Origin of the sequence: Ruminococcus sp. AM42-11 (assembly GCF_003480145.1) — a bacterium.
GTDB classification, from domain to species: domain Bacteria; phylum Bacillota; class Clostridia; order Lachnospirales; family Lachnospiraceae; genus Blautia_A; species Blautia_A faecis.
Genome location: NZ_QUIO01000020.1, coordinates 34,066 through 54,587 on the forward strand (window position 1 = coordinate 34,066; position 20,522 = coordinate 54,587).

General features: G+C 35.5%; 24 protein-coding genes and 1 pseudogene. 19 read left to right on the forward strand and 6 right to left on the reverse strand.

What is annotated here, in order from left to right:
* Positions 1–37 precede the first annotated feature (37 nt).
* From DW904_RS12675 to DW904_RS12720, 8 genes are all read left to right on the forward strand, one after another.
* On the forward strand, positions 38–1,228 hold the full coding sequence (locus DW904_RS12675) for a tyrosine-type recombinase/integrase (protein WP_117636801.1): 1,191 nt from the start codon (positions 38–40) through the stop codon (positions 1,226–1,228).
* Between the two features lie 416 nt (positions 1,229–1,644).
* A complete protein-coding gene (locus tag DW904_RS12685) occupies positions 1,645–2,271 on the forward strand; it encodes a DUF6560 family protein (protein ID WP_243023837.1) in 627 nt (208 codons plus the stop codon).
* Between the two features lie 394 nt (positions 2,272–2,665).
* Positions 2,666–3,421, forward strand: a complete 756-nt coding sequence (locus DW904_RS12690) for a hypothetical protein (protein ID WP_040015611.1) — start codon at positions 2,666–2,668, stop codon at positions 3,419–3,421.
* Positions 3,422–4,044: 623 nt separating this feature from the next.
* Positions 4,045–4,293, forward strand: a complete 249-nt coding sequence (locus tag DW904_RS12700) for a hypothetical protein (protein ID WP_005334776.1) — start codon at positions 4,045–4,047, stop codon at positions 4,291–4,293.
* Positions 4,294–4,324: 31 nt separating this feature from the next.
* Positions 4,325–5,527 (forward strand): hypothetical protein, encoded by a 1,203-nt coding sequence (locus DW904_RS12705; protein ID WP_005334774.1) that lies wholly within the window; start codon positions 4,325–4,327, stop codon positions 5,525–5,527.
* Between the two features lie 33 nt (positions 5,528–5,560).
* Entirely contained in the window at positions 5,561–5,758 is a 198-nt protein-coding gene (locus DW904_RS12710; protein WP_005334773.1) for a hypothetical protein, read from the forward strand.
* Between the two features lie 19 nt (positions 5,759–5,777).
* On the forward strand, positions 5,778–6,059 hold the full coding sequence (locus tag DW904_RS12715) for a hypothetical protein (RefSeq protein WP_055057068.1): 282 nt from the start codon (positions 5,778–5,780) through the stop codon (positions 6,057–6,059).
* Between the two features lie 97 nt (positions 6,060–6,156).
* Positions 6,157–6,888, forward strand: a complete 732-nt coding sequence (locus tag DW904_RS12720; protein WP_005334769.1) for a hypothetical protein — start codon at positions 6,157–6,159, stop codon at positions 6,886–6,888.
* A gap of 219 nt (positions 6,889–7,107) precedes the next feature.
* On the opposite strand, the gene DW904_RS12730 is transcribed toward DW904_RS12720, so the two are convergent.
* The 4 genes and pseudogenes from DW904_RS12730 to DW904_RS12745 form a co-directional block, all read right to left on the reverse strand.
* Positions 7,108–7,818 carry a DUF6040 family protein gene (locus tag DW904_RS12730; RefSeq protein WP_008369915.1) on the reverse strand — a complete coding sequence of 237 codons (711 nt, stop codon included), beginning with the start codon at positions 7,816–7,818 and terminating at the stop codon, positions 7,108–7,110.
* A pseudogene (locus DW904_RS12735) lies at positions 7,796–8,125 on the reverse strand (conjugal transfer protein); the annotation flags it as partial. The gene DW904_RS12730 and the pseudogene DW904_RS12735, both read right to left, overlap by 23 nt.
* 132 nt (positions 8,126–8,257) lie before the next feature.
* On the reverse strand, positions 8,258–8,587 hold the full coding sequence (locus DW904_RS12740; protein WP_005334765.1) for a type II toxin-antitoxin system RelE/ParE family toxin: 330 nt from the start codon (positions 8,585–8,587) through the stop codon (positions 8,258–8,260).
* Positions 8,584–8,892 (reverse strand): type II toxin-antitoxin system RelB/DinJ family antitoxin, encoded by a 309-nt coding sequence (locus DW904_RS12745; RefSeq protein WP_029471590.1) that lies wholly within the window; start codon positions 8,890–8,892, stop codon positions 8,584–8,586. Before DW904_RS12745 ends, DW904_RS12740 begins: the two co-directional genes overlap by 4 nt.
* A 379-nt stretch (positions 8,893–9,271) precedes the next feature.
* Here DW904_RS12745 and DW904_RS12750 point away from each other — a divergent pair, with 379 nt between their 5' ends.
* From DW904_RS12750 to DW904_RS12765, 4 genes are read left to right on the forward strand one after another with little or no spacing between them, the layout of a single operon-like run.
* Complete coding sequence (locus tag DW904_RS12750; RefSeq protein WP_005334762.1) at positions 9,272–9,826, forward strand: RNA polymerase sigma factor; 555 nt, start codon at positions 9,272–9,274, stop codon at positions 9,824–9,826.
* Positions 9,816–10,571 carry a hypothetical protein gene (locus tag DW904_RS12755; protein ID WP_005334761.1) on the forward strand — a complete coding sequence of 252 codons (756 nt, stop codon included), beginning with the start codon at positions 9,816–9,818 and terminating at the stop codon, positions 10,569–10,571. The genes DW904_RS12750 and DW904_RS12755 overlap by 11 nt, the downstream gene beginning before the upstream one ends.
* Positions 10,562–11,428 carry an ABC transporter ATP-binding protein gene (locus DW904_RS12760; protein WP_005334760.1) on the forward strand — a complete coding sequence of 289 codons (867 nt, stop codon included), beginning with the start codon at positions 10,562–10,564 and terminating at the stop codon, positions 11,426–11,428. Before DW904_RS12755 ends, DW904_RS12760 begins: the two co-directional genes overlap by 10 nt.
* 4 nt (positions 11,429–11,432) lie before the next feature.
* Positions 11,433–12,599, forward strand: a complete 1,167-nt coding sequence (locus tag DW904_RS12765; protein ID WP_005334758.1) for an ABC transporter permease subunit — start codon at positions 11,433–11,435, stop codon at positions 12,597–12,599.
* A 195-nt stretch (positions 12,600–12,794) separates the two neighbouring features.
* Here DW904_RS12765 and DW904_RS12770 read toward each other — a convergent pair whose 3' ends face one another.
* A complete protein-coding gene (locus tag DW904_RS12770) occupies positions 12,795–14,090 on the reverse strand; it encodes a tyrosine-type recombinase/integrase (protein ID WP_009321335.1) in 1,296 nt (431 codons plus the stop codon).
* A 160-nt stretch (positions 14,091–14,250) separates the two neighbouring features.
* Positions 14,251–14,880, reverse strand: a complete 630-nt coding sequence (locus DW904_RS12775; RefSeq protein WP_009243739.1) for a helix-turn-helix transcriptional regulator — start codon at positions 14,878–14,880, stop codon at positions 14,251–14,253.
* Positions 14,881–15,054: 174 nt separating this feature from the next.
* On the opposite strand from DW904_RS12775, the gene DW904_RS12780 reads away from it, so the two are divergent.
* From DW904_RS12780 to DW904_RS12810, 7 genes are all read left to right on the forward strand, one after another.
* Positions 15,055–15,285: a helix-turn-helix domain-containing protein gene (locus tag DW904_RS12780; protein ID WP_002578307.1), complete on the forward strand. Its 231-nt coding sequence runs from the start codon at positions 15,055–15,057 to the stop codon at positions 15,283–15,285.
* Positions 15,286–15,429: 144 nt separating this feature from the next.
* Positions 15,430–15,744: a DUF3847 domain-containing protein gene (locus DW904_RS12785; RefSeq protein WP_002578306.1), complete on the forward strand. Its 315-nt coding sequence runs from the start codon at positions 15,430–15,432 to the stop codon at positions 15,742–15,744.
* The gene (locus tag DW904_RS25635) at positions 15,744–16,097 is read left to right on the forward strand and encodes a hypothetical protein (protein ID WP_058692446.1); all 354 of its coding nucleotides are present in this window, start codon (positions 15,744–15,746) and stop codon (positions 16,095–16,097) included. Before DW904_RS12785 ends, DW904_RS25635 begins: the two co-directional genes overlap by 1 nt.
* The gene (locus tag DW904_RS12795; protein WP_109214826.1) at positions 16,073–17,794 is read left to right on the forward strand and encodes a MobA/MobL family protein; all 1,722 of its coding nucleotides are present in this window, start codon (positions 16,073–16,075) and stop codon (positions 17,792–17,794) included. Before DW904_RS25635 ends, DW904_RS12795 begins: the two co-directional genes overlap by 25 nt.
* Positions 17,733–18,482, forward strand: coding sequence for a DUF6040 family protein (locus tag DW904_RS12800; protein WP_009243742.1), 750 nt, complete (start codon positions 17,733–17,735; stop codon positions 18,480–18,482). The genes DW904_RS12795 and DW904_RS12800 overlap by 62 nt, the downstream gene beginning before the upstream one ends.
* Before the next feature lie 155 nt (positions 18,483–18,637).
* Positions 18,638–19,096, forward strand: a complete 459-nt coding sequence (locus DW904_RS12805) for a MarR family transcriptional regulator (protein WP_002595211.1) — start codon at positions 18,638–18,640, stop codon at positions 19,094–19,096.
* Entirely contained in the window at positions 19,086–20,405 is a 1,320-nt protein-coding gene (locus DW904_RS12810; RefSeq protein ID WP_002595210.1) for an MATE family efflux transporter, read from the forward strand. Before DW904_RS12805 ends, DW904_RS12810 begins: the two co-directional genes overlap by 11 nt.
* Positions 20,406–20,522 lie beyond the last annotated feature (117 nt).

Below are 20,522 nucleotides of genomic sequence, written 5' to 3' on the forward strand. Positions count from 1 at the left end.
TCACGGCTCATTCCATGACGGAAAGGAGCTTTACACTATGTCTAATGTAAAACGAAAAGACAGTAAAAATCGCAATTTGCGTAATGGAGAGAGCCAGCGAAAAGACGGAAGATACGTTTATAAATATACCGATATATACGGAAAGCCACAATTTATCTATTCTTGGAAACTTGTACCGACAGACAAGACACCTGCTGGAAAGCGTGATGATATTTCATTGAGGGAAAAAGAAGCACAGATAAAAAAAGACCTTAACGACGGTATCGACACAGTCGGCGGTAAAATGACAGTCTGCCAGCTCTACGACAAGAAGAACAGCCAAAGAAAGAACATCAAGAGGGCTACTGAAAAAGGACGACAGTATCTTATGAACGCTCTGAAAAATGACCCATTGGGTATGAGGGCGATTGATACTGTTAAGCAGTCGGACGCTAAAGAATGGGCTATCAGAATGAGTGAAAAAGGATATTCCTATAAAACGATTGATAACTATAAGCGTTCCTTGAAAGCTTCATTTTACATGGCGATACAAGACGACTGTATCAGAAAGAACCCATTTGACTTTAAGCTAAGTGATGTTCTGGAAGATGATACGGAGCAGAAAGTTATCCTTACACCAGAGCAGGAAGAACGCCTGCTTGCCTTTATGGAAAAGGACAAGATTTACAGCAAGTATTATGATGAGGTTGTGCTTCTGCTGGAAACGGGACTTCGTATTTCTGAATTTTGCGGATTGACGACGCATATTGATATGCAGAACAGAATACTCAATATAGACCACCAGCTATTGAAAGATAGCGAAATGGGCTACTATATTGAAACACCAAAGACCAAAAACGGAAAACGGGAACTTCCATTGACAGAACGGGCTTATCAAGCAATCCAAAGAATACTAAAGAACAGAGGAAAAGCACAACCGCTGATTGTAGGTGGTTACAGCAATTTTCTATTCTTAAACCGTGAGGGCTTGCCTAAAGTTGCAGGAAACTATGAGGGCATGGTGCGAGGACTAATTAAAAAGTATAACAAGTATCACACGGATAAGTTACCGAACATCACACCACATTCATTCAGACATACTTATTGTACGAATATGGCAAATAGAGGAATGAACCCAAACACCCTGCAATATCTCATGGGACACGCTAACATAACTATGACACTTGGTTATTACGCACACGGTACATTTCAATCTGCAAAAGAAGAACTGGAAAGACTGGCTTGTTAATATCGGAGCTTATATTTACTACTCATTTACTACTTTTGGTTGCATTTTCATGCTGGTAAATGCCAGCTTATGCAAGGTATCTTCCAAAAAGAAAATACCGATAAAGCCCTAAAATACGGGATATATCGGCATTTACCAACTTATGAAAAGATAATCAGAAATTTAGTAAGTTTTTAGTACAATAACTTTGATTAAAAAAGATATCTACAATCCATCTTCTTCCAAAAAGCTGGCTGGAGGATGGTGTATTACTAGTTTTGTATTGCTTGGAATGGGTGTCGCAAAAGTACTTAGTAGCAGCGTTGAATATACAGCCATGATTAGAATTGCAAGCCTTTGTTCCTATTTTTGTTCTTTGGGTTCTATCTTAGGAGTTTTTCACCTGGTAAAGTATTTTGCTGTCAAAAAATGGGAGGTTGAAAAATGAATATTTTTATGAAAAGAATATAGATGAAAATAATTATAGCATCCAGGAAGAAGGATGGCTGGGAATTTTATTTTTGGTTGGAACTATATTTTTCTCAGGATTACTTTTGTATGGTTTTATAGACGGACAGGCGGATTTTTCAGTTATAGTGGCGTATGGAATATTGATTGCTTTTTCTGGAATCTGTACCCTGCATTTGTTCCTGTGGAGAGTCAAGGTAAATCATGATGTAATTGAATACCGGTCGTTTTTTGGAAAAAAATATTATAAATTTTCAGATATAACAAGAAGTGTACATAAAGAAAATGGTACATTGGAAATATATGCAGGGGACAAAATAATATTCAAATTTGATGAAAACATAAGCGCATCATTGTTTGCAAATAGTCTGTCTAAGCATAAAATTTCACAAGAAACATGGTTGAGTTGTAGAGATAAAAAGTGCATCATAAGACCAAAAGAAAGCCACTATGTTCTGCCAGGCATTTTCTTTTTATATTTGGTTTACAATAGTGTGATACTTGTATTCAATGCAAAAGAAACAGCTTTTGTTTTCCTTTTATTCTCTCTTGTACCGGGAGGTATATTTTTCTATTTTTTATCCCAAAAAGAGTAAAAATCGAATTATCCGCATAAACACAGGGATTTTAAGCAATATGAAACAAAAAATAAAAGAATTTTACCACTAATTTACTACGAATGAAAGAACCTTGATACGACAGAGAAAACAGCATAAATAAAGGCAAAATTGGCATTTCATACAGAATATGAGATGTCTTTTTTGTTGCTGTAATACAGTATAACTATTCTTTTTCTGCTTGATTATTAATCATTTTTTAGGACATGAATTGTCAAGAGCTTGTTGCGTAGCAATGTTTACACTCTTGATAATTTATGGAATAAAAAATATTCTGACAGATACTAGAAAAGTGATGACTACTCAATTTTCTAATGATATAATATGATAAATAATAATAGATAAACTTGAAGTGATTAAGGAAGTGTATGCCATGAAAAAATTTTTGAAAATAATGTTAATCATAATTGGAGCGATTTCTTTGATTTTTGTAGCTCTGATAGGGATTGGGTTATTTGTTGATGTTGAATATGATGACCATATTGAAAATGGTCGTTATACTTATGTTCCGGAAGAAGAAAATAAAGATAATGAATACGTGGAATTTACGATAAATGATTATGATAAAAATAATGCCAAGCTTGTATATTATGACACGATTGAAGAAGCTATTCAACTTTCCACTTTGAATGCTGAAAATGAGGAACTTTCGGTTCCTGCTGATTTTCTTAATCATGTTGATGAAACCTTGCATATATGGCAAGGCAAAAAATATGATACGATTTTCTATCGGGCTGGAAATGATAACGATGATATTCAAGGCTTAGTAATGGCTCGTTGTAAAAAGCAGATACAGAATGGGCATACACAATACGCATTTATAAATGCTACACCGGTTACAACGAAACGAGATAGAATTTTGTTAGATGATATTACAGAGCTTATTCACTCTTCTTTGAAATTAAGTGATTTCCAACAAGACTTAAACCCCGATTATCCAAGCAAGCGTTTTGTTTACGGCTATGCACATGATAAAGAAATCTATTCATTGGAAGTAGAAGGACAAAAACCGGACGGTGTAATTGAAATCAATGTATATGACAGAGTCATGTATCTATGGTATTACAATGACTTACAAAGTAACAAAAGAGGTGACTGTTTAAGCTATTCGGTAGATGTACCTAAATAAAATGACATTTTTACATAATACTATATTATTAGTTAGGCAGACGGAGTGATCCAGACACGGTGGCAGGAAAATCTTTCAGATTTTTCTGCCATGTCTTGCAAGTGGCTGGTTTACTTCGTCTGTGAGCGAGCCTGTGGCGAGCGAAGATTAAGCCCCCGTTATCTAACAAGGGGGGCACAAAAAACAAAAGACACTATACACTAACAGGCGGAAAACGCTGTATTTACAAGGCAAAACCGCATTTTATAAGATGTGATATAAAAAGTATCTATTTCACAAAAGAAAAACAATAAATTTAAACATTATAATATTTTAATTTTTGTGGTAATGATATGCAAACTTTTTAGGAGGGAAGATATGGATTGTAAAATGACTGATATTATTGCTATTATTTCAAGTATCATTGCTATTGGTTATTCAATTTATTCCATAATTACTAAAAGTTATATTCGTCAATACAACCTTGAAAAATTTGAACATTTTTCTTTAAATCAGAAGAAAGTTTGTATTGTTTTCAATTTTATTATGACACTTATAATTGGGATAAGTGGGGTGTATATATTGCTATTATACTTATTCTAATGGGATTGAAAGCATTTATGTAGCAAATAGCAAAATTTTTAATGGACAAAACAATTGTCAAGGATGGATGGCTATATAGAAATGGATTTTTAAGGAAGAACTGTAAAATAAGATTAACGGATATTACCCAGATGAAAAGAAAAAAGAATTTATTTGGAGAAGCTCTTATTTTATATAAAAATCAGAAAAAAATCGCTAAAATTTCTGCCCGAAATAGAAATGTGGACTGGCTGCAAGTAAAGATTGCAGAAATAAAAAAGGATAAGAAGAAATTAGAACGTAAAAAATGAAAAATGTGAATCATATAGGGAGATTGAGTTTATGGATAATGTCATTAGATTAAGTAAATTTGTAAAAAATTTAGGAATAGTAACAACAGTTCTTTTTTTAATAATCGTACTGGTAACATTTGTTACAGGAAATATGGGGGTTGCGATATGTTTTATGCCTTTTGTATTTTTAGGTATTGCTTTAATTTTGGCATACAAGAAACAAATAATTGTAGTAAATGAAGATGAAATTGTATTTAGCTATCTGGTTAAGAAAACTCAGCATATAAAATATAATGATATTCGTTGTATTTTAATGATTCCATTAAATGGTAGAACAGATGTCATATTAATTGATAAGATGTACAATAGACTTGTTACTCTGGAGCAAGTGTATGTAAATTATGATATTTTATATGATACACTTATAAAACATGAAATAGATCTTGTGGATTTTGGTGAGTTAGTTGAACAGAACAAAGATGTATCAAAGTATGTACCTGCTTTAAACTGGATAGAAAAGAATTTCTATAAATCTATATGTAATGAGAATACAACTATCAAAAATATGTCAAAAACAATAGAAAAAGAAAAGCGTAAAAAAACAAAGCAATTTTTAAAAGCTTTAGGTTGGATTCTAATAATTGCTGATGCGGTAGCATTTTTTATTGGTGGCAAAACAATGTTAGTTATATTTATAATGGTTTTGATGATTACATATGCAGTGTATATAAAATATTATCCATATATATTTATAGAAGTCACCACAAAAAAAGGACAAGAACTGGCGTATCAATTACCATTTATGGGTGCAGCAATAGCAATGCTTTTATCCCTGAATACGAGTAAACTCTTTAATTATGAATTTGGAAACTATATGAAGATTACGGCAATTATTACTGCTTTACTTGCACTGCCATTTATTATTAAATCTTTAAAAACAGATGTACCACAGAAATTTGGACGTAAACTTTCAGTTGTATTTGCTGCTTTTATAATCGCATTTACAATTAGCTTCCCAATAAATTTTTTATTTACATTTGATGGGGCAACTCATGAAATTGCAATTGTAACAGACAAAAAGATTAGCAGTGGTAAAACTAGAGATAGAGAGTTATATGTAAGTTGTAATGGTAAAAGAGAAATATATACTGTTTCAAACAGTGAATATGAAAATACATCAATAGGCGATAGTAAAAGAATTTGTAGAAGAAAAAGTGCATTAGGATTGGAATATAGTACGATACATGATTAATATTTATTTAAAGATAAGGAAGGAATATATAAGATGAAAATATTGTTAGCAGTAGTTGGAGGATTATTATTACTGATATTCCCTTTTATAGTTATGAAAAAAGCAAAAGTAACAAAAGAAGAAAATACTGATGAAGCAAGGAAAAAATTTAATGTGTTTCTCATTTGTATGATACCTGTTCCTCTAATAGGCTTCATATTTCTTTTAATAGGGCTTAGAAGTTTTTTATAAAATTAAATAAAGGAGAAAAATGTTAAAAAACAATGATATATCAATACCAGAAGCCTGCTATGCAGATTTATGTAAGGTGGGTTTTTTTGAAAGAAAACAGGTTAAATTAACAATTATATGGAATGAAAAAATAAGCAGAAATAAACAAATACTTACACTTAAGAAGTTATATCCTGAATTAAATAAAGTGTCTACAGTTGAAAGCTATAAAATTACAAAAAAACGAAGAAATGGCAATTTGCAGAGATGGGATGGGGATTTGCTGTTGACTTTTCGCATAAAGCAGAAAAAGCGGGGATAAAAATATTGTTAGAAGAATAACTAAAAATCTTGCTAATGTATAAGTTAAGTAAAAAATAGAATGAAAAATAATCATATAGCAGAGGAGATTGGGTAATATGAAGGAACAAAAGAAATCTTCTTGGGGAGCGGTTCTGGTGTCATTTTTAAAGGAATTTCTATTAAACTCATTCGAAGCCCCAGGTCATCTTTATTATGATGAAAATTTAACTAATGAAGGAAAAAGAAAGAAAAATTATATTTGGAGGGTGCTTCTACTGGTGACTGCGGTAGGAGTAGCTTTGCTTCCTGTTATAGCTTGGAACATGTTTGTTCCAGATGTGCTATGGGCAAAAATAGTTACCGTTGTAGTGTGTGAAGGCTATGTTGTTTTTATAGTAAGTATGGAGATTATCCAAATAAAGGATGAGCTAAAGGAAGATATGTTAAAAATAGGGGGATATAAAATTACTCCCAAAGGAAGTATTTCCCTATTTAAAGAAATTGATTTTAAGATTGCTCAAACAGAGTATTCTTATACAATATTGATTTCTAAGAAACCTTTAAAATGGCTTTATAAGAAGTTTTATGTTACAATCTATGGAAGACATGGAAAAGTAAAAAAGATTGAATTGGTTCGAGCAGACAAAAAGTATTCTACGAAATATGAGACAATGAATGGTACAGTCTTAGAAAAGTTGCAAGAAGAAAATAATAGGTTTTTAAGGAAATGCTTAGGTACTCCCAGTAAAAAGAGTATGACAGGCGTCGAATATTATTATGAGTGGGGACAAATACAATCCTTCTATGATGATCGTTCTTGTCAAACAGGAATTGTAATTATGTTTTAAAATAAGGAATATTGTATCTCTTGCTTCCGTATGCAGAAAGATTACATCGGTACAGAGAAATGTGGTAGTGATACACCAAAGAACACAGGCGAAACCTTATATCTCGGTTCCACAAGTAGCGAATCTTTCAAAAGAGAGAGATGGGTAAAACTTCGCTGTTTATATAATAGTAGGGGACGATGTTTTATCCCCTGCTATTATACGTTTTTTAGCATGTTTTCACCAATATTGCTTGGTACCTAACCGATTTTTCAAATAACATCTGATTCCAAGATATACTCCCTGAGAAAGTACGAAAAGCAATAGAAGATTTACGGAAAGTGCTTTTTTAATTGCTTCTCCAAAATAAATGATGACAGCAGTACTTGTCAGTATCATCAGTAGAGTAATAACATCCCAACAGTTTTTCTTATATAATTCTATAACCTTTATTTCTATCAGTATCGCCAGTATCCCTGTCCCTGCCACACATATTCCGACAACCAATATCAGAAATAACCAATATACCATTCCGGCTATAAAAGGATTTGGAATTTTTGTGCTAATCTGTGCCACAGATTGCCCGGCATCAATTGTCCAACCGATAAAAGTTTGTAGGAATGACGCTGCATCATGGAAGAATGATTTACAATCGGAAAGGAACACATCGGACTGTACTGCCTGAAAAAGAGTGGTTGTCAGCGAATACCATGCAAGAAGGAACAAGGTTGTTTGGAACATTACCGTTTTTGCTTTATACTGTCCGGCAAGTCGCTCTTTTTGTGTTCCGTATTTCGCTTTTTCATTCTGATAGGCTGTCCGGTCACAGGATTCACATTTTTCATAGAGTACCGGCTTTTCTACCGGTATCTCTACGATTTTCTGATGTGTCCGGGCATAATCCCGTTGTTGTGTTAAACAGCGTATTTTATTTTGATATTCCCCGATCATGACGTTTGCGCTTCGCAGCTTCTCTTTCTCGTTCCGCAATGCTCTGTCTGCCAGCTTCAAGTCGTTCTTTAATGCTTGAATATTCCCGGCTCTGTTCTCTTTGTTTAATTTCTCGTTCAAGATCAGAGATTCGTTGAGCTGCGTCTTCAGTTCCACGATAAGCTGGTCTTTCTGTTCCAGTTCTTCTTGTATCTCCTCGGTCAGGAGCAGAAGCTCTTCCAACTGTTCGGCGTTCTTTAATTCTCTGGATTCGTTCATCTATATCACGTCCTTTCTCTATCTGCTGTTCCAGTTCAGCAATTCGGTGTTATCCTCTGCTGATTTGGTCGTTTCAATCAATACGCTACATTCTTCCATCGTAATTCAGCCCTTTCTTTTTAATTTTGAATATGAAAAAAGCAGTCGATCATAAATGAAAGGCTGCTTTAAATCATATCCTTTATTGCTTTGTGTGGAGATTTAACTGATTGTCTATGTCCCGTCCGGCATACATTACTCTAAGTATTGTTACAACTTTTTTATCGCTGTCTGGAATATAAAGTACCACATAATTGTCTACTGGTAATACACGAAGTCCACGACTTTTCCACGGTTCTTTTTCATATTTTCGATAACGCTCCGGCATCGTATCCAGACTTAATATCTGTTCTTCCAGACGGTCAAGCTGTCCGCTTGCATTTTCCGGCGATTGTAATTCAAAAGAAATATATTCAAAAATCCCTCTCAAATCACTGTCAGCCTGTTCGGATAATTCTACTTCATATATCATAAGCCATAATCCTTGCGAATGTCAGCAAATGCTTTCTTCGCATTTTTTGTCCGTCCAGCCTGCATATCCGCATATCCTTTCTCCAATTCTTCATTGAACTCTGCTTCTGATAATGTGCTGATATCAACAGGTCTGTCAGATGGTATTTTTACTTCAAACGGAAGTCCTCTCTGTAAGATAATCTGTTTATAAAACATATTGATAGCACTGGAAGCAGGGATACCAAGTGTAGACAGGATACTTTCTGCTTTTTCTTTGACATCTGGTTCAATCCTTGCATATAAATTTGCTGATTTTGTAGCCATATAAAACATCTCCTTTCGTGAGTAGTATTTCCATCTATCTTTATTATATGCAAATGTCCGCACAATAGCAATACTAATTTTATGCTCCAATAATCTTATTGAATAACTGTAACAATACATCTTTTACGCCGGACGCATTGAATACAAGACCAACGGCTACTAAGGCAACTACCAAGAATCCGATAAGTTTGGAAAACTCACGCTTACAGGATAATCGAACTACTGCATACTAACCGCCACAGGGAACTCCTAATCCCTTGCTCATGAGGGGAAGAATAGTTTATCATATTGTAAAAAAATATAAAAAGTTTTTGTGTTTTTAAATGATTTGTTAAGGTTAGTTGTTTATATATAGAGAAGAATAATTAAGAGAAAAGTGATGGATATGATACAAGACTGGATGATAATAAACAAAATTAAGATGGGAGATCCTGATGCATGGGATATTTTAGTACATAAATATTATGATAGTGTGTATTTTTATTGTGTTCGCAGATGTTATGGAGACTGCGATATAGCTTCTGATTTAACACAGGATATTTTTTTAAAATTGGTAGAAAGTTTACCTAGATACCGATTCATAGGAAAATTTCAAAATTATCTATACACTATGGCTGTCAATACTTGCAATAATTATTTGAAAAAAAGACATATTGAGCAAATAGAACTCACAGATAATTTTACAACTGATTTAGACACTTCATTGATTGATGAAATATTACATGATGAGAGAAAAGAAACGGTTCAAAAAGCACTTGATTTACTTCCTGAAATACAACGAGAGGTTGTGATACTACGGTATTATCACGATTTAAAGGTAAAAGATATTGCGACAATTACTGGCGTGGGGGTATCTACTGTACAGTCACGTATTTATCAAGGCCTTAGAAAATTAGAAAAAGTTTTAGAAAGAGAGGAATTTTATGATGGATAAAAAAGATATTATATCGAAATTGGCTGGTTATAAATTAGAAGGTGATATAGAAGGACGTGAAAAAACCATCGAATTAGGATATGAAATAATGATTAGACTTGAAATGAGTCGACATTCTTACTTTGAGCTATTCCTGTCAACTTTTCGCTTCATACATGTTCATACTTGGATAATTCAATTATTCATCTTTCTATCAGGGATAACTATGGCATTAAATTTTAAAAATTTACAGCCGATAAGTGAAATAATGTTATGCATTACAGGTGTAATATTCATTTCGGCTTTATTTTTTTTAGATGAATTATTCAAAAGTTTTACTACAGGAATGTGGGAATTGGAACAGACATTCAAATATGATTTGCGACAACATATTATGATGAAATTATTGATTTTTGGCATTATTGATATGGTAATTGTTATTTTGCTTTCTCTTATGACTAAATCTATAGTATCTTTGCCTTTGTATCAGATATTAGTCTATGTACTTGTTCCATACAATATTGTTTGCATTATTTTATTTTCGCTTATAACTATATGGAGAAAGCAATTACATAATTATTTCCTATGGTGTATATCGGGAAGTATTTGTGTCGCAGTTATTTTAATTGCAAATATCTTTAAAATATATGAAATCCGAATGCTTTATTGGGGAATAGCATATTTCATTACAACGACAATATTAGGGATTATCTTATATTCTCAAACTAAAATAATCAAATGGGAGGTAGCTTCAGTATGGAATTAACTATTAATAATATAACAAAACAATATGGGAATGTAACTGTGCTTGATGATGTGTCGTATCGATTTACTCCTGGAATTTACGGAATATTAGGTGCTAATGGGGCGGGTAAAACAACTTTATTTCGTATTATTTGTGGACTGATGAGAGCAAATTGTGGAAATATACAATATGACCATAAAGATATTGCTCTGCAAGCAGAATATTATCGCTCGATTCTTGGATTCTTACCACAAGATTTTCGATACTATCCTGATTTTACAGGATTAAATTTTATGATGTATATCGCTTCATTGAAAGGCTTAAATGGGAAAATAGCAAAAAAGAGATGTTTAGATTTATTGATTCAGGTTGGCTTAGATGATGTGAAAAATAAAAAAATCAGAAAGTATTCTGGCGGAATGAAACAGAGACTAGGTATCGCTCAAGCAATGATTAATAATCCGGAAATTTTAATATTAGATGAACCTACGGTAGGGCTCGATCCCAAAGAGCGAGTTAAATTTAGAAAACTGATAAGTTCGTTTGCATCAGAAAAAATAGTATTATTGTCTACACATATTGTATCAGATATAGAATATATAGCAGATGAAATCATTATTCTAAAAAAAGGTAGAATTGAAAATACAGGCACAATAAGATATTTGTTGAAAGATATTAACAAGTGTGTATGGGAATGCCTGGTTCCAGAAAAAGAAGTAAATCGAATTGAGCAAGTATATACAGTAAGTAATCGTAAATATGGAGAAGACGGAGTTGTTCTTCGACTTATTTCAAGGGAAAAACCTTTTGCAAATGCGAAACAAGTTGATCCGGTTTTAGAAGATTTGTATTTGTTTTATTTTAGAGAGGGGGAATGAGAGTATGACATCGCTAATTAAGTTTGAACTTGGGAAAATATTGAGAAACCGAACTGTATTTGGTGGGATTGTTGTAGGATGCTTAGTCCTTCTGGGGATTTTTTTTGTTGGGTATCACTATTCACAGCTATCAATGAGTGAAGCGAGTAATAAGAAAAAGGGGTTTGAAAAGAGCCTCGATGTAATAATAGATGAAAAATATTCTGGAGAGTTTACAGATGAAAAAGTTAAAATGATTCTGTCTGATTCTATGAATAATTTCCAAGAGAATGAAGAGAAAAAAGTTGTTAATAAGCCTTTTTATCCATTTTATTGGGAAATGGGAGATACTTTTTTTTCAAAAGATGCCGAAAATGTTTATTCAGAAATGATTGAACAGGTTAATAAAGGCCAAAGATTAACAATAGAAGACGTGGATTTATATTCATTGGACGAGGTTGGATTTAAAAAATTTGATACTCCTTTGACATTAGGAAATTATGTTCCATGGACAGACTTATATCGAGTACTTGGATATATATATGCTCTTTTGTCCATAATTACAATATTGGTATCTTCCATAGTGTTTTCAGATGATAATTCTAAAAATATCAATCAGATTCTGTTAGTTACAAAATATGGAAGAAACAAAATGATATTTGCTAAATTGATTGCGACAAGTATTATTACAGTGAGTTTATTTATTATTTTTCAATTGGTCAACATAGGTGTTTTCTCTACAATGTATGATATGAGCGGATGGAATTCAGACATACAAACAAATTTGTCGTTGGGATTATTTGACTTCCCTTTGCAATATAACCATATTCAAATATACTTTTTAATTCTTGTCATGCAATTAGTTGGTATTGGATTTGTTGAGAGTGTAACATTGTTAATATCAGCTCTTATGCATTCATCTATGTCAGTATTAGCTGTTTCATTAGGGGTATATATATTACCATTATTGCTGGTGCAAATGATAAAAACAGGGGTAGGTAACAAAATTTTGTATTTGTTTCCAATAAATAATTTGAATGTACAAAATATATTAGGTATTCTATATTCAAAAGATGCTTTTTTCTTCCATTCCTTCTTCATTAATATAGGATTTATATTTATTTTTCAGCTCTTAATACGAGTAGGGATGCAACTATATTGCTTTATTTATATTAAACATTGGAAGTTTTAATGATTTTTTCAATGAAAATGCAATTGAAGAAAAAATATGATATCATGTGAGTAACAAATCGGGATTTGTGGAGAGATTTCCTGAACTTTCCTTATTTTACAGGCTTTTCAGCCCATTAAATAGTGAAATGATATGTATTTTCCCTTATTTTTGCCCTTATGCGGAATCCGCAAGGGAAATAAGGGAAATTTTTAGTTAAGCATTGCTCGCTACTTTATCAAGAAGTCTTGCGGAATCCCGTTTTGCTTTTCTTGTTGAGTGAGCGTAAATATTCATTGTGGTACTGACATCAGAGTGTCCTAACAGTTCCTGTACATCTTTCGGTGCAGCTCCATTGGAAAGCAGATTGCTGGTATAAGTGTGACGCAACTGGTGAAAATGGAAATCTTCAAATCCTTCCAGCTTCTTTGCCACTGATCTGCATACAATGCTGAGTGTACTCGGCAGTTCCAAAGAGCCATCTGGTCGCAGGCAGACAAAGGAGATTTCTTTGTAATCTGTCGGGACTTCCTGTGTTCCGTCAAGATGATAGTATTCATAATATACCCTGTTTTTCACATGCACTTCTTTGTAGTAATTGCGGTGATATAATTCGCCATACTGCATCCGGTTTTTGAGCTGTTCTTTTCTGGCAGCTTTCAGTATTTCAGTCAGCGTATCTCCAAAATCAACAATCCTTACTTTTTTCCGTTTCGTTGGTCCGATAATATTTTTGTGTTTCATGCCGTCGTAGCGGATACTGCGTTTTATGGTCAGGCATTGTTCCTCAAGGTTAATGTCCTGCCATGTAAGACCACAGGTTTCCCCGATACGGAGCCCGGCATAATACGCAATTTGAATCGGAAGAATAGCAGGTGGATTTTTCTTTTCCAGATATTGGATAAGCCGTTCATAATCCTCATGTGAAATCGGCTGTGTACCTTCTTCCACTTCATCATCGGAAAAGAGGTCAACTTCCTCTGCCTGCTTTTTCAGCTTAATATACTGCATCGGATTGAAACTGATTAACTGTTTTGGAAATACTGCAAAACGGAATGACTGCTGTAACACTGCGGAAAAAGAATGGATATAATCTTTGCTGTATCCCTTTTTTACTTTCCCGTCTGGAAACTCACCACCGAATGTAAGCAGATCAAGAAATGCCTGTAAATGTTCGGCAGTAACTGTTTTCAGTTTGCGGTCTGCAATCGGGTGTTTTTTGATACATCGGATTGCACCAAGATAATTTTCCACTGTACCGTTGCTGAGTGTCCCAGTTTTCAGTTCTTCTTCTGCCCACATATCCAGAAGTTCCCCTACGGTAAGATTATCTGCCTTTGCAACAAACTTCTTATCTTCGTAGTCTTCCAGTGCCTTGCGGAGAAGCTTTTCCGTCTCACTTTTACTTTCGGTTCCGGCGTATTCTTTCTGAACCATTTTACCGCTTGCATCTTCTACATAGAAACGATAGTACCATTTTTTTCCTTTTTTTCTAACAGATCCTTTTGCCATAATCGTATGTCTCCTTTCGATATCAGACAATCGGAACTGCTGAAATGCTTCTTGCGTGTAGGCATCTTATGGACAAGTCCATAAGCCAATTCGCCGCTCGTCAAATCTGTAAACAGCTTGACTCGCTTGCGCTCATTGTATCATAACTCCGATTATCTTACTATACCGATTCAGAATCGTCATACATAACTTCGGATAAAAGATTTGCAAGCCTTTGTTCTGCCGCTTCCGGTTTCTTTGAATAGAGCCTTACAACATCTGCCATATCATTAAATGCGTTGACAGTATGTGTGATCTCCCTGAGAAACATAATCTCATTATATTCATCTTTCGATTCAAATCCCATTACTTTGGCAATGTCCGCATCTTTGGTACTGCCTTTGTAATTTTTACAGGCGAACTGAAACGAATCCAGAAACAGTTCATATTGCTTTAACATTAACAGCAGTAAGTCTTTAGAAAAAGCGTCTTCTGTTTTATTGAGGTCAAGAGGAAACTGTTTGAGAATGTCGCCCATCGCATCACGAATCTGCAATTCTTTCTTATCCGTAATATCAGTTTCATATTCATCGGTTTCCCCTTTGAGCCATTCAATCGATACATGAAGTGCTTCCGAAAGACCTTCCAGTACCATCTTTTTGGTATTGTCAATCGAACCATTCTCATAACGCAGGATTGTGGAAGCGGTAACTCCCATCTTCTCTGCGACATAAGGCTGTGTCAGATTTAATTCCAGACGGCGCTGTTTTGCCCTGCTGCCAATCAGCTTGCGTAGTTCTTTATCTTTCATGCTGATGTGCTCCTTTTTCGGTATGTCATTACTATACCACGCAACAAAATATATTGCAATATGCAATTTTAAGAAAAGCAGAAAAATTTCATAATGCTTGACAAAGCAATATAAACACGCTATACTGACAGCACAAATGAAATTGCATAATGCAATTCGAAAGGAGGTGGTCATATGACGCAAAGAAAGATTGCCTTATCTATTGAGGAAGCTGCTGATTATACGGGAATTGGCAGGAACACCCTGCGAAAGTTGGTAGAGTGGAAGAAACTTCCGGTATTGAAGGTTGGGAGAAAAGTCCTGATCAAAACGGATATGCTGGAACTTTTTATGGAAGCCAACGAGGGCAGGGACTTGAGGGATAAGGGAAATGTGAAAGCAGTCACAAGAAACGGTTCAACTTAAAAAAGCGGTTCCCGAAGAAACCGCCAAAGGTTCTATCAGACCGGAGTCATGATATACCTACACGCAAGCAGATTATACCATGTACTTCGTCTGACAGACAACAGGAAACTTATGTTTGGAAAAAAAGAAAGGACGATGATATTTATGGCAAGATCAACAAAGAGTTATGAGGAGCGTATGCTCCAGTTGGAAAAGAAAGAACAGGAAAGCCTTGAGAAAGCAAAACAGTATGCAGCACAGAAACGGGAACTGAAGAAACGTCAGAAAGATGTGGAAACCAAAAAACGGACACACAGGCTCTGCCAGATTGGCGGTGCAGTGGAATCGGTACTGGGTTCTGCGATTGAGGAAGATGATATCCCAAAGCTGATCGGCTTCTTAAAAAGGCAGGAAGCAAATGGGAAATTCTTCTCAAAGGCAATGCAGAAAGAGCCAGTTGCAAATACGGAGGAAGTGTAATGCCGGAGGGAGTGGAGTTTCCATTCCCTTCATTGCTTTTTTATGAAGGGCGCACTTATGGACAACCAGAGGTCGTCCGTATAAGTTTGCCACAGGTGGCAACCGGTCTGCGCTTACGCTTGCCGGGCTCGTTCCGTCGGCGGGGCTTTCAGCCAGACCTGCTCATGCCGCAGGAGGCACTCTTCGCCAGAGGGGCACATTCCATGCAGGCTGTTATGCACAGGGCACTCTTACGCAGAGGGTGCTCCGGCAGATACCATTTTCTTTTAGGAAAAACGTTACCTGCCGGAAATCAAAGCCGGATACGGCAGAATGGGGGAAACGGAGCATGGCGATTTTTCATTATACAGTAAAGATTGTTGGACGCAGCAAAGGAAAATCCATCATATCGGCGTCTGCTTATCTCAATGGCGATGTGATGAAAAATGAAGAAACAGGCAGGATCAGCTACTATACTTCAAAAAAAGAAGTCGTTTATACCAGCCTGCTGATGTGTGAAAATGCACCACAGGAATGGCAGAATGTACCTGCTGAAAATATCAGACGGTTCCAGAAATCTGTCCGATATAAAAGGGCAGATAACCAAAATGCTGCACTGGAAAAATTCAAACTTACTTTTCAGAAGCAGCGTTTATGGAATGAAGTCTTGAGGATAGAAAAAAGTTCAGATGCACAACTCGGCAGGTCATTTGAGTTCTCACTTCCGAAAGAATGGAGCCGACAGGAACAGATTGATTATACAACTGAATATATTCAAAAGACCTTTGTAGATAAGGGAATGTGTGCGGATTGGAGTATCCACGATAAAGGAGATGGTAATCCCCATGTGCATTTATTGGTGACGTTGCGACCATTCAATTCAGACCACTCATGGGGTAACAAAGAAATCAAGGATTGGGAGTTTGTCAGAGATGAAAATGGAAATATTGTGGTGGATGAATCCCATCCGGACTGGTGGCAGGATAAAAAGAACCCTGACCGTCATGGAATCCGAATCCCCGTACTTGATGAAAATGGAGTCCAGAAAGTCGGGACAAGGAACCGCAAACAGTGGAAACGTGTATTAACCGATGCTACCGGGTGGAACAATCCGAAAAATTGTGAGCTATGGCGGAGCGAATGGGCAAACGTCTGTAATGCACATTTGAAAACGGAAAATCACATTGACCATCGTTCTTATGCAAGGCAGGGAAAATTAGAGATACCGACGATCCATGAGGGCGCAGATGCCAGAAAAATTGACGAGAAATTTCAAAACGGACAGACATCCTCTACTTCATGGAAAGTAGAGGAAAACCAGATCATAAAAAGACAAAATGCACTGCTGGATAAAATACAGATTTCTTTTGGAAAAGTATCCAGTGCATTAACACAATGGAAGGAGCGATTGCGTGACATTAGAAGAAAGCCGGGAAGTCATTCCCATGATGGAGACAATGATAAACCAGATCGAGGAACAGCAGAATCTTATGGCAGAGATGGTACAGGAATTGCAGGAACGGGACAGGCAGCTCCTGTCTTTTCAGGAGCAGAACCAGAGTTTAAAAAGCTTAAACAGCGAATTATCCAGGCTGCTAAATCTTTTGCCAGATACAGAAGAACTGCTCTCACAGATCGAGCAACAGAAAACCAGAATCGAACAGTTGGAAAACGAGAATCAGCAATGGCAGGAATTAACGCAGAAGCTGAACAACGAGAACAGCTTATTGCAGAAACAGAACAGCGAATTGCTGACCTTAAACAGCAGATAGAGAAAGCGAGGGAGATCGATGAGCGAATGCAGAAACTTAGAGAACGTCGGGCAGGTGGAAGAACTTCTGCTGATGACCGAACAGATGCAGGACGAACTGGATCAGAAAGACCAGACAATCCAGGAACTAAACAGGCAGCTAAGCGAATCGCTGACCTTGAACGAGAAATTGAACAGCGAAAACAGAGCCGAGAATATCGAAGCATTGCGGACAAGATTAAGGCAAACAGAGGAACGATTGACCAGCGAGACAGACAGCAGGAAAAGAGCCGACGCAGAAGCCGTGGCATGGAAATTTAAGTATGAAAAAGCAGAGCAGGAAAAACTTTATGCACAGACACACCAAAAGACGGTAGAGGTAGCTGTTGAGAAAAAAGTGCCTTATGAGAAATGTGAAAAATGTGACCGTACTGCTTACCGGAAAGCAAAAGAAAAATGCGATAGCCGTAAAAGCCAGTTAGAAAAGAAATATAAAAATATGACGATTGGTTATGAAAGTATCTTGTTTCTACTGGCATGGTACAGCATAACAACAACACTGTTTACTGCGATTCTTTCGCCGGTTTTCCTTAACGACTGTATCGTCTTTTTCGGTGCGTTAGGAAAAGGAATGGGAAGTTTATTTCGGGAGTTTGTGACAGGTGCAGACTCTTTCGGACAGTTAAGCAGTGGAATACCTAACAGTATTCTTTCCGGGATTGTGTACTGGCTGATTGCCGGTACTGTCATGGCAATTTTATTCGTAATAACCGGGTGGCTGATAATCGGGATTGGTTATCAGGTAGGAAAAATCTACCGGAAATATTGTTGGGATATCATCAGTATCGTGGTAGCGATAACGAGTACAGCTGTTGTAATTTACTTTGGAGAATGGATTAAAAACGCTAATCCGATAAATCTTATTGTATTGCTATTACTGTCGCATATTATTTATATTGGAATCAGATGTTATGTGAAAGACTGGATGGAAGAACGAGGATATTATTAAAAGAGGACAGGGAAATTTCATAATCTTCCTGTCCTTAGTAAGGGACTATTGATTGTTTATATAAAGAAAAAGTATATAAATAAATCTTGACAATTAATACGAACTCGGACTATAATACAAAAGTCCGGATTCGTACTAATTTAAGGAGGAAAAAGATGAGAAAAGATAATAATATGATAATACAGTTGCAACGATATTATGCTTTATGGAAAGAATGTACAGCAATGTATGAGGAATGGTCAAAGGATCAGGGACTGTCTTCAAATGGAGTTTTTGCTTTGTATTCATTTTATGAAAGTAATGGAAGATGCACGCAGAAAATGATAAGTGAAGAATGGAATATACCTAAGCAAACGGTAAATACGATACTAAAAGATTTTCAGAAAAAAGGATACATCAATATGGTATCTGATGATTCAGACAAGAGAAATAAGCTGATATGCCTCACAGAATCAGGAATGGAATATACGAAAGATATCATAGAAAAACTGCACTCAAAAGAAATATATGTAATCGAAAAAATGGGATTAGAGAATATAGAAAGTCTTAATGATAATACAGAGCTGTTTATCAGACTTTTCAAGGAAGGAGATTGTAAGAAAAATGAATCATAAATCATTATTTTTTAAATATGTTATTCCATCTATTATAGCATTTGCATTATCAGGAATATATGCGATAGTGGATGGATATTTTGTAGGCAATACCATAGGAGATGCTGGACTTTCGGCTATTAATATTGCATATCCGATTGAGGCTTTGATTCAGGCTCTTGGAACAGGAATTGGTATGGGAGGAGCTGTTTATTACTCAATTAATGCAGCAGAAAAGAAAGGAAAACGGGCAGAAGAATTTATTGCTACAAGCTGGTGGCTTCTTGTAATAGTAAGTGTTATCAGTACCATAATTATTTACTCCTTTTCGTCTAAAATTTTAGGATTGCTTGGAGCAGATGGAATTATATTAACAAATGCGACAGATTATATCAAAATTATAGCACTTGGAGCAATATTGCAGATTCTTGGAACTGGAATGATGCCATTCATTAGAAATTATGGAAACTCTTTCTGGTCAATGTTTGCGATGGTTGGTGGATTCATAACCAATATTGTTCTGGATTTTATCTTTGTATGGATATATGAAATGGGCATGAAAGGTGCAGCCACAGCTACAATAGCCGGACAGGGTGTGACTGCAGCAATTGCAATCATATACGCATTATATAATAAAAAGTTTTATGTGTATGTATCCTTAAAAAATGTAAAAGAAATGTGTGGCGCTATATTCAGAGTAGGTCTTGCACCATTTGGGCTAGCATTGACTCCTAATATTTCATTGGTGTTTATAAACCGATTCTCCGCTTCTTATGGGGGAGAAAAAGCTATTGCAACTTATGCATGTGTATCCTATATTATCTGTATCATATATCTCATATTGCAGGGCGTAGGTGATGGAAGTCAACCTTTAATGAGCCGTTTTTATGGTGAGAAGGATCAAGAAAGCCTGAGAGGAGTTCAGAGAATGGCATACATTTTTGCAATAATTCTTGCTGTTTGTGGTGGAATTATCATGTATGTAAACAGAGCAAATATTGGAGGGGTTTTCGGAGCTTCTTATGAAGTAAGTATTGAGATTTCTAAAATTGTACCTATATTTTTAGTGTCATTACCATTTGTTGCGATTACCAGAATAGCGACAGCTGGATTTTATGCTACTGAAAAAAGTGGATTGTCATACATTCTTACATTCATTGAACCAGTATTGATGCTGATATTTATGCTTGTTTTACCACCTTTATTTGGTGGACAGATTATGATATGGTGGAGTACGGTATTGGCACGTGTTTTTTCAGCGATTCTGGCATTCATACTAATAAAATATTGCGAAAAGGGAGATTTGCAATATGGAATACAGAAAATTTAACAATCAGATAGTAGCAAGAATAATCTAGGTTTATCTATTGTATTTTTAAGGACAGCCTCATAGCAATAGGGCTGTCCTTTTAAATTATGAAGCTAATTTTTAATAAATTCTAGTAGA

What these genes read in the sequence shown, in the direction of transcription:
- DW904_RS12700 (WP_005334776.1), top strand. Translation starts at nt 4,045, where the DNA reads ATGGACAAAACAATTGTCAAGGATGGATGGCTATATAGAAATGGATTT.
- DW904_RS12705 (WP_005334774.1), top strand. Translation starts at nt 4,325, where the DNA reads ATGGATAATGTCATTAGATTAAGTAAATTTGTAAAAAATTTAGGAATA.
- DW904_RS25635 (WP_058692446.1), top strand. Translation starts at nt 15,744, where the DNA reads ATGCCGGAGGGAGTGGAGTTTCCATTCCCTTCATTGCTTTTTTATGAA.
- DW904_RS12775 (WP_009243739.1), bottom strand. Translation starts at nt 14,880, where the DNA reads ATGAAAGATAAAGAACTACGCAAGCTGATTGGCAGCAGGGCAAAACAG.
- DW904_RS12795 (WP_109214826.1), top strand. Translation starts at nt 16,073, where the DNA reads ATGGCGATTTTTCATTATACAGTAAAGATTGTTGGACGCAGCAAAGGA.
- DW904_RS12750 (WP_005334762.1), top strand. Translation starts at nt 9,272, where the DNA reads ATGGATATGATACAAGACTGGATGATAATAAACAAAATTAAGATGGGA.
- DW904_RS12675 (WP_117636801.1), top strand. Translation starts at nt 38, where the DNA reads ATGTCTAATGTAAAACGAAAAGACAGTAAAAATCGCAATTTGCGTAAT.
- DW904_RS12785 (WP_002578306.1), top strand. Translation starts at nt 15,430, where the DNA reads ATGGCAAGATCAACAAAGAGTTATGAGGAGCGTATGCTCCAGTTGGAA.
- DW904_RS12755 (WP_005334761.1), top strand. Translation starts at nt 9,816, where the DNA reads ATGATGGATAAAAAAGATATTATATCGAAATTGGCTGGTTATAAATTA.
- DW904_RS12805 (WP_002595211.1), top strand. Translation starts at nt 18,638, where the DNA reads ATGAGAAAAGATAATAATATGATAATACAGTTGCAACGATATTATGCT.
- DW904_RS12740 (WP_005334765.1), bottom strand. Translation starts at nt 8,587, where the DNA reads ATGATATATGAAGTAGAATTATCCGAACAGGCTGACAGTGATTTGAGA.
- DW904_RS12745 (WP_029471590.1), bottom strand. Translation starts at nt 8,892, where the DNA reads ATGGCTACAAAATCAGCAAATTTATATGCAAGGATTGAACCAGATGTC.
- DW904_RS12810 (WP_002595210.1), top strand. Translation starts at nt 19,086, where the DNA reads ATGAATCATAAATCATTATTTTTTAAATATGTTATTCCATCTATTATA.
- DW904_RS12730 (WP_008369915.1), bottom strand. Translation starts at nt 7,818, where the DNA reads ATGATCGGGGAATATCAAAATAAAATACGCTGTTTAACACAACAACGG.
- DW904_RS12780 (WP_002578307.1), top strand. Translation starts at nt 15,055, where the DNA reads ATGACGCAAAGAAAGATTGCCTTATCTATTGAGGAAGCTGCTGATTAT.
- DW904_RS12690 (WP_040015611.1), top strand. Translation starts at nt 2,666, where the DNA reads ATGAAAAAATTTTTGAAAATAATGTTAATCATAATTGGAGCGATTTCT.
- DW904_RS12770 (WP_009321335.1), bottom strand. Translation starts at nt 14,090, where the DNA reads ATGGCAAAAGGATCTGTTAGAAAAAAAGGAAAAAAATGGTACTATCGT.
- DW904_RS12760 (WP_005334760.1), top strand. Translation starts at nt 10,562, where the DNA reads ATGGAATTAACTATTAATAATATAACAAAACAATATGGGAATGTAACT.
- DW904_RS12710 (WP_005334773.1), top strand. Translation starts at nt 5,561, where the DNA reads ATGAAAATATTGTTAGCAGTAGTTGGAGGATTATTATTACTGATATTC.
- DW904_RS12720 (WP_005334769.1), top strand. Translation starts at nt 6,157, where the DNA reads ATGAAGGAACAAAAGAAATCTTCTTGGGGAGCGGTTCTGGTGTCATTT.
- DW904_RS12715 (WP_055057068.1), top strand. Translation starts at nt 5,778, where the DNA reads ATGTTAAAAAACAATGATATATCAATACCAGAAGCCTGCTATGCAGAT.
- DW904_RS12765 (WP_005334758.1), top strand. Translation starts at nt 11,433, where the DNA reads ATGACATCGCTAATTAAGTTTGAACTTGGGAAAATATTGAGAAACCGA.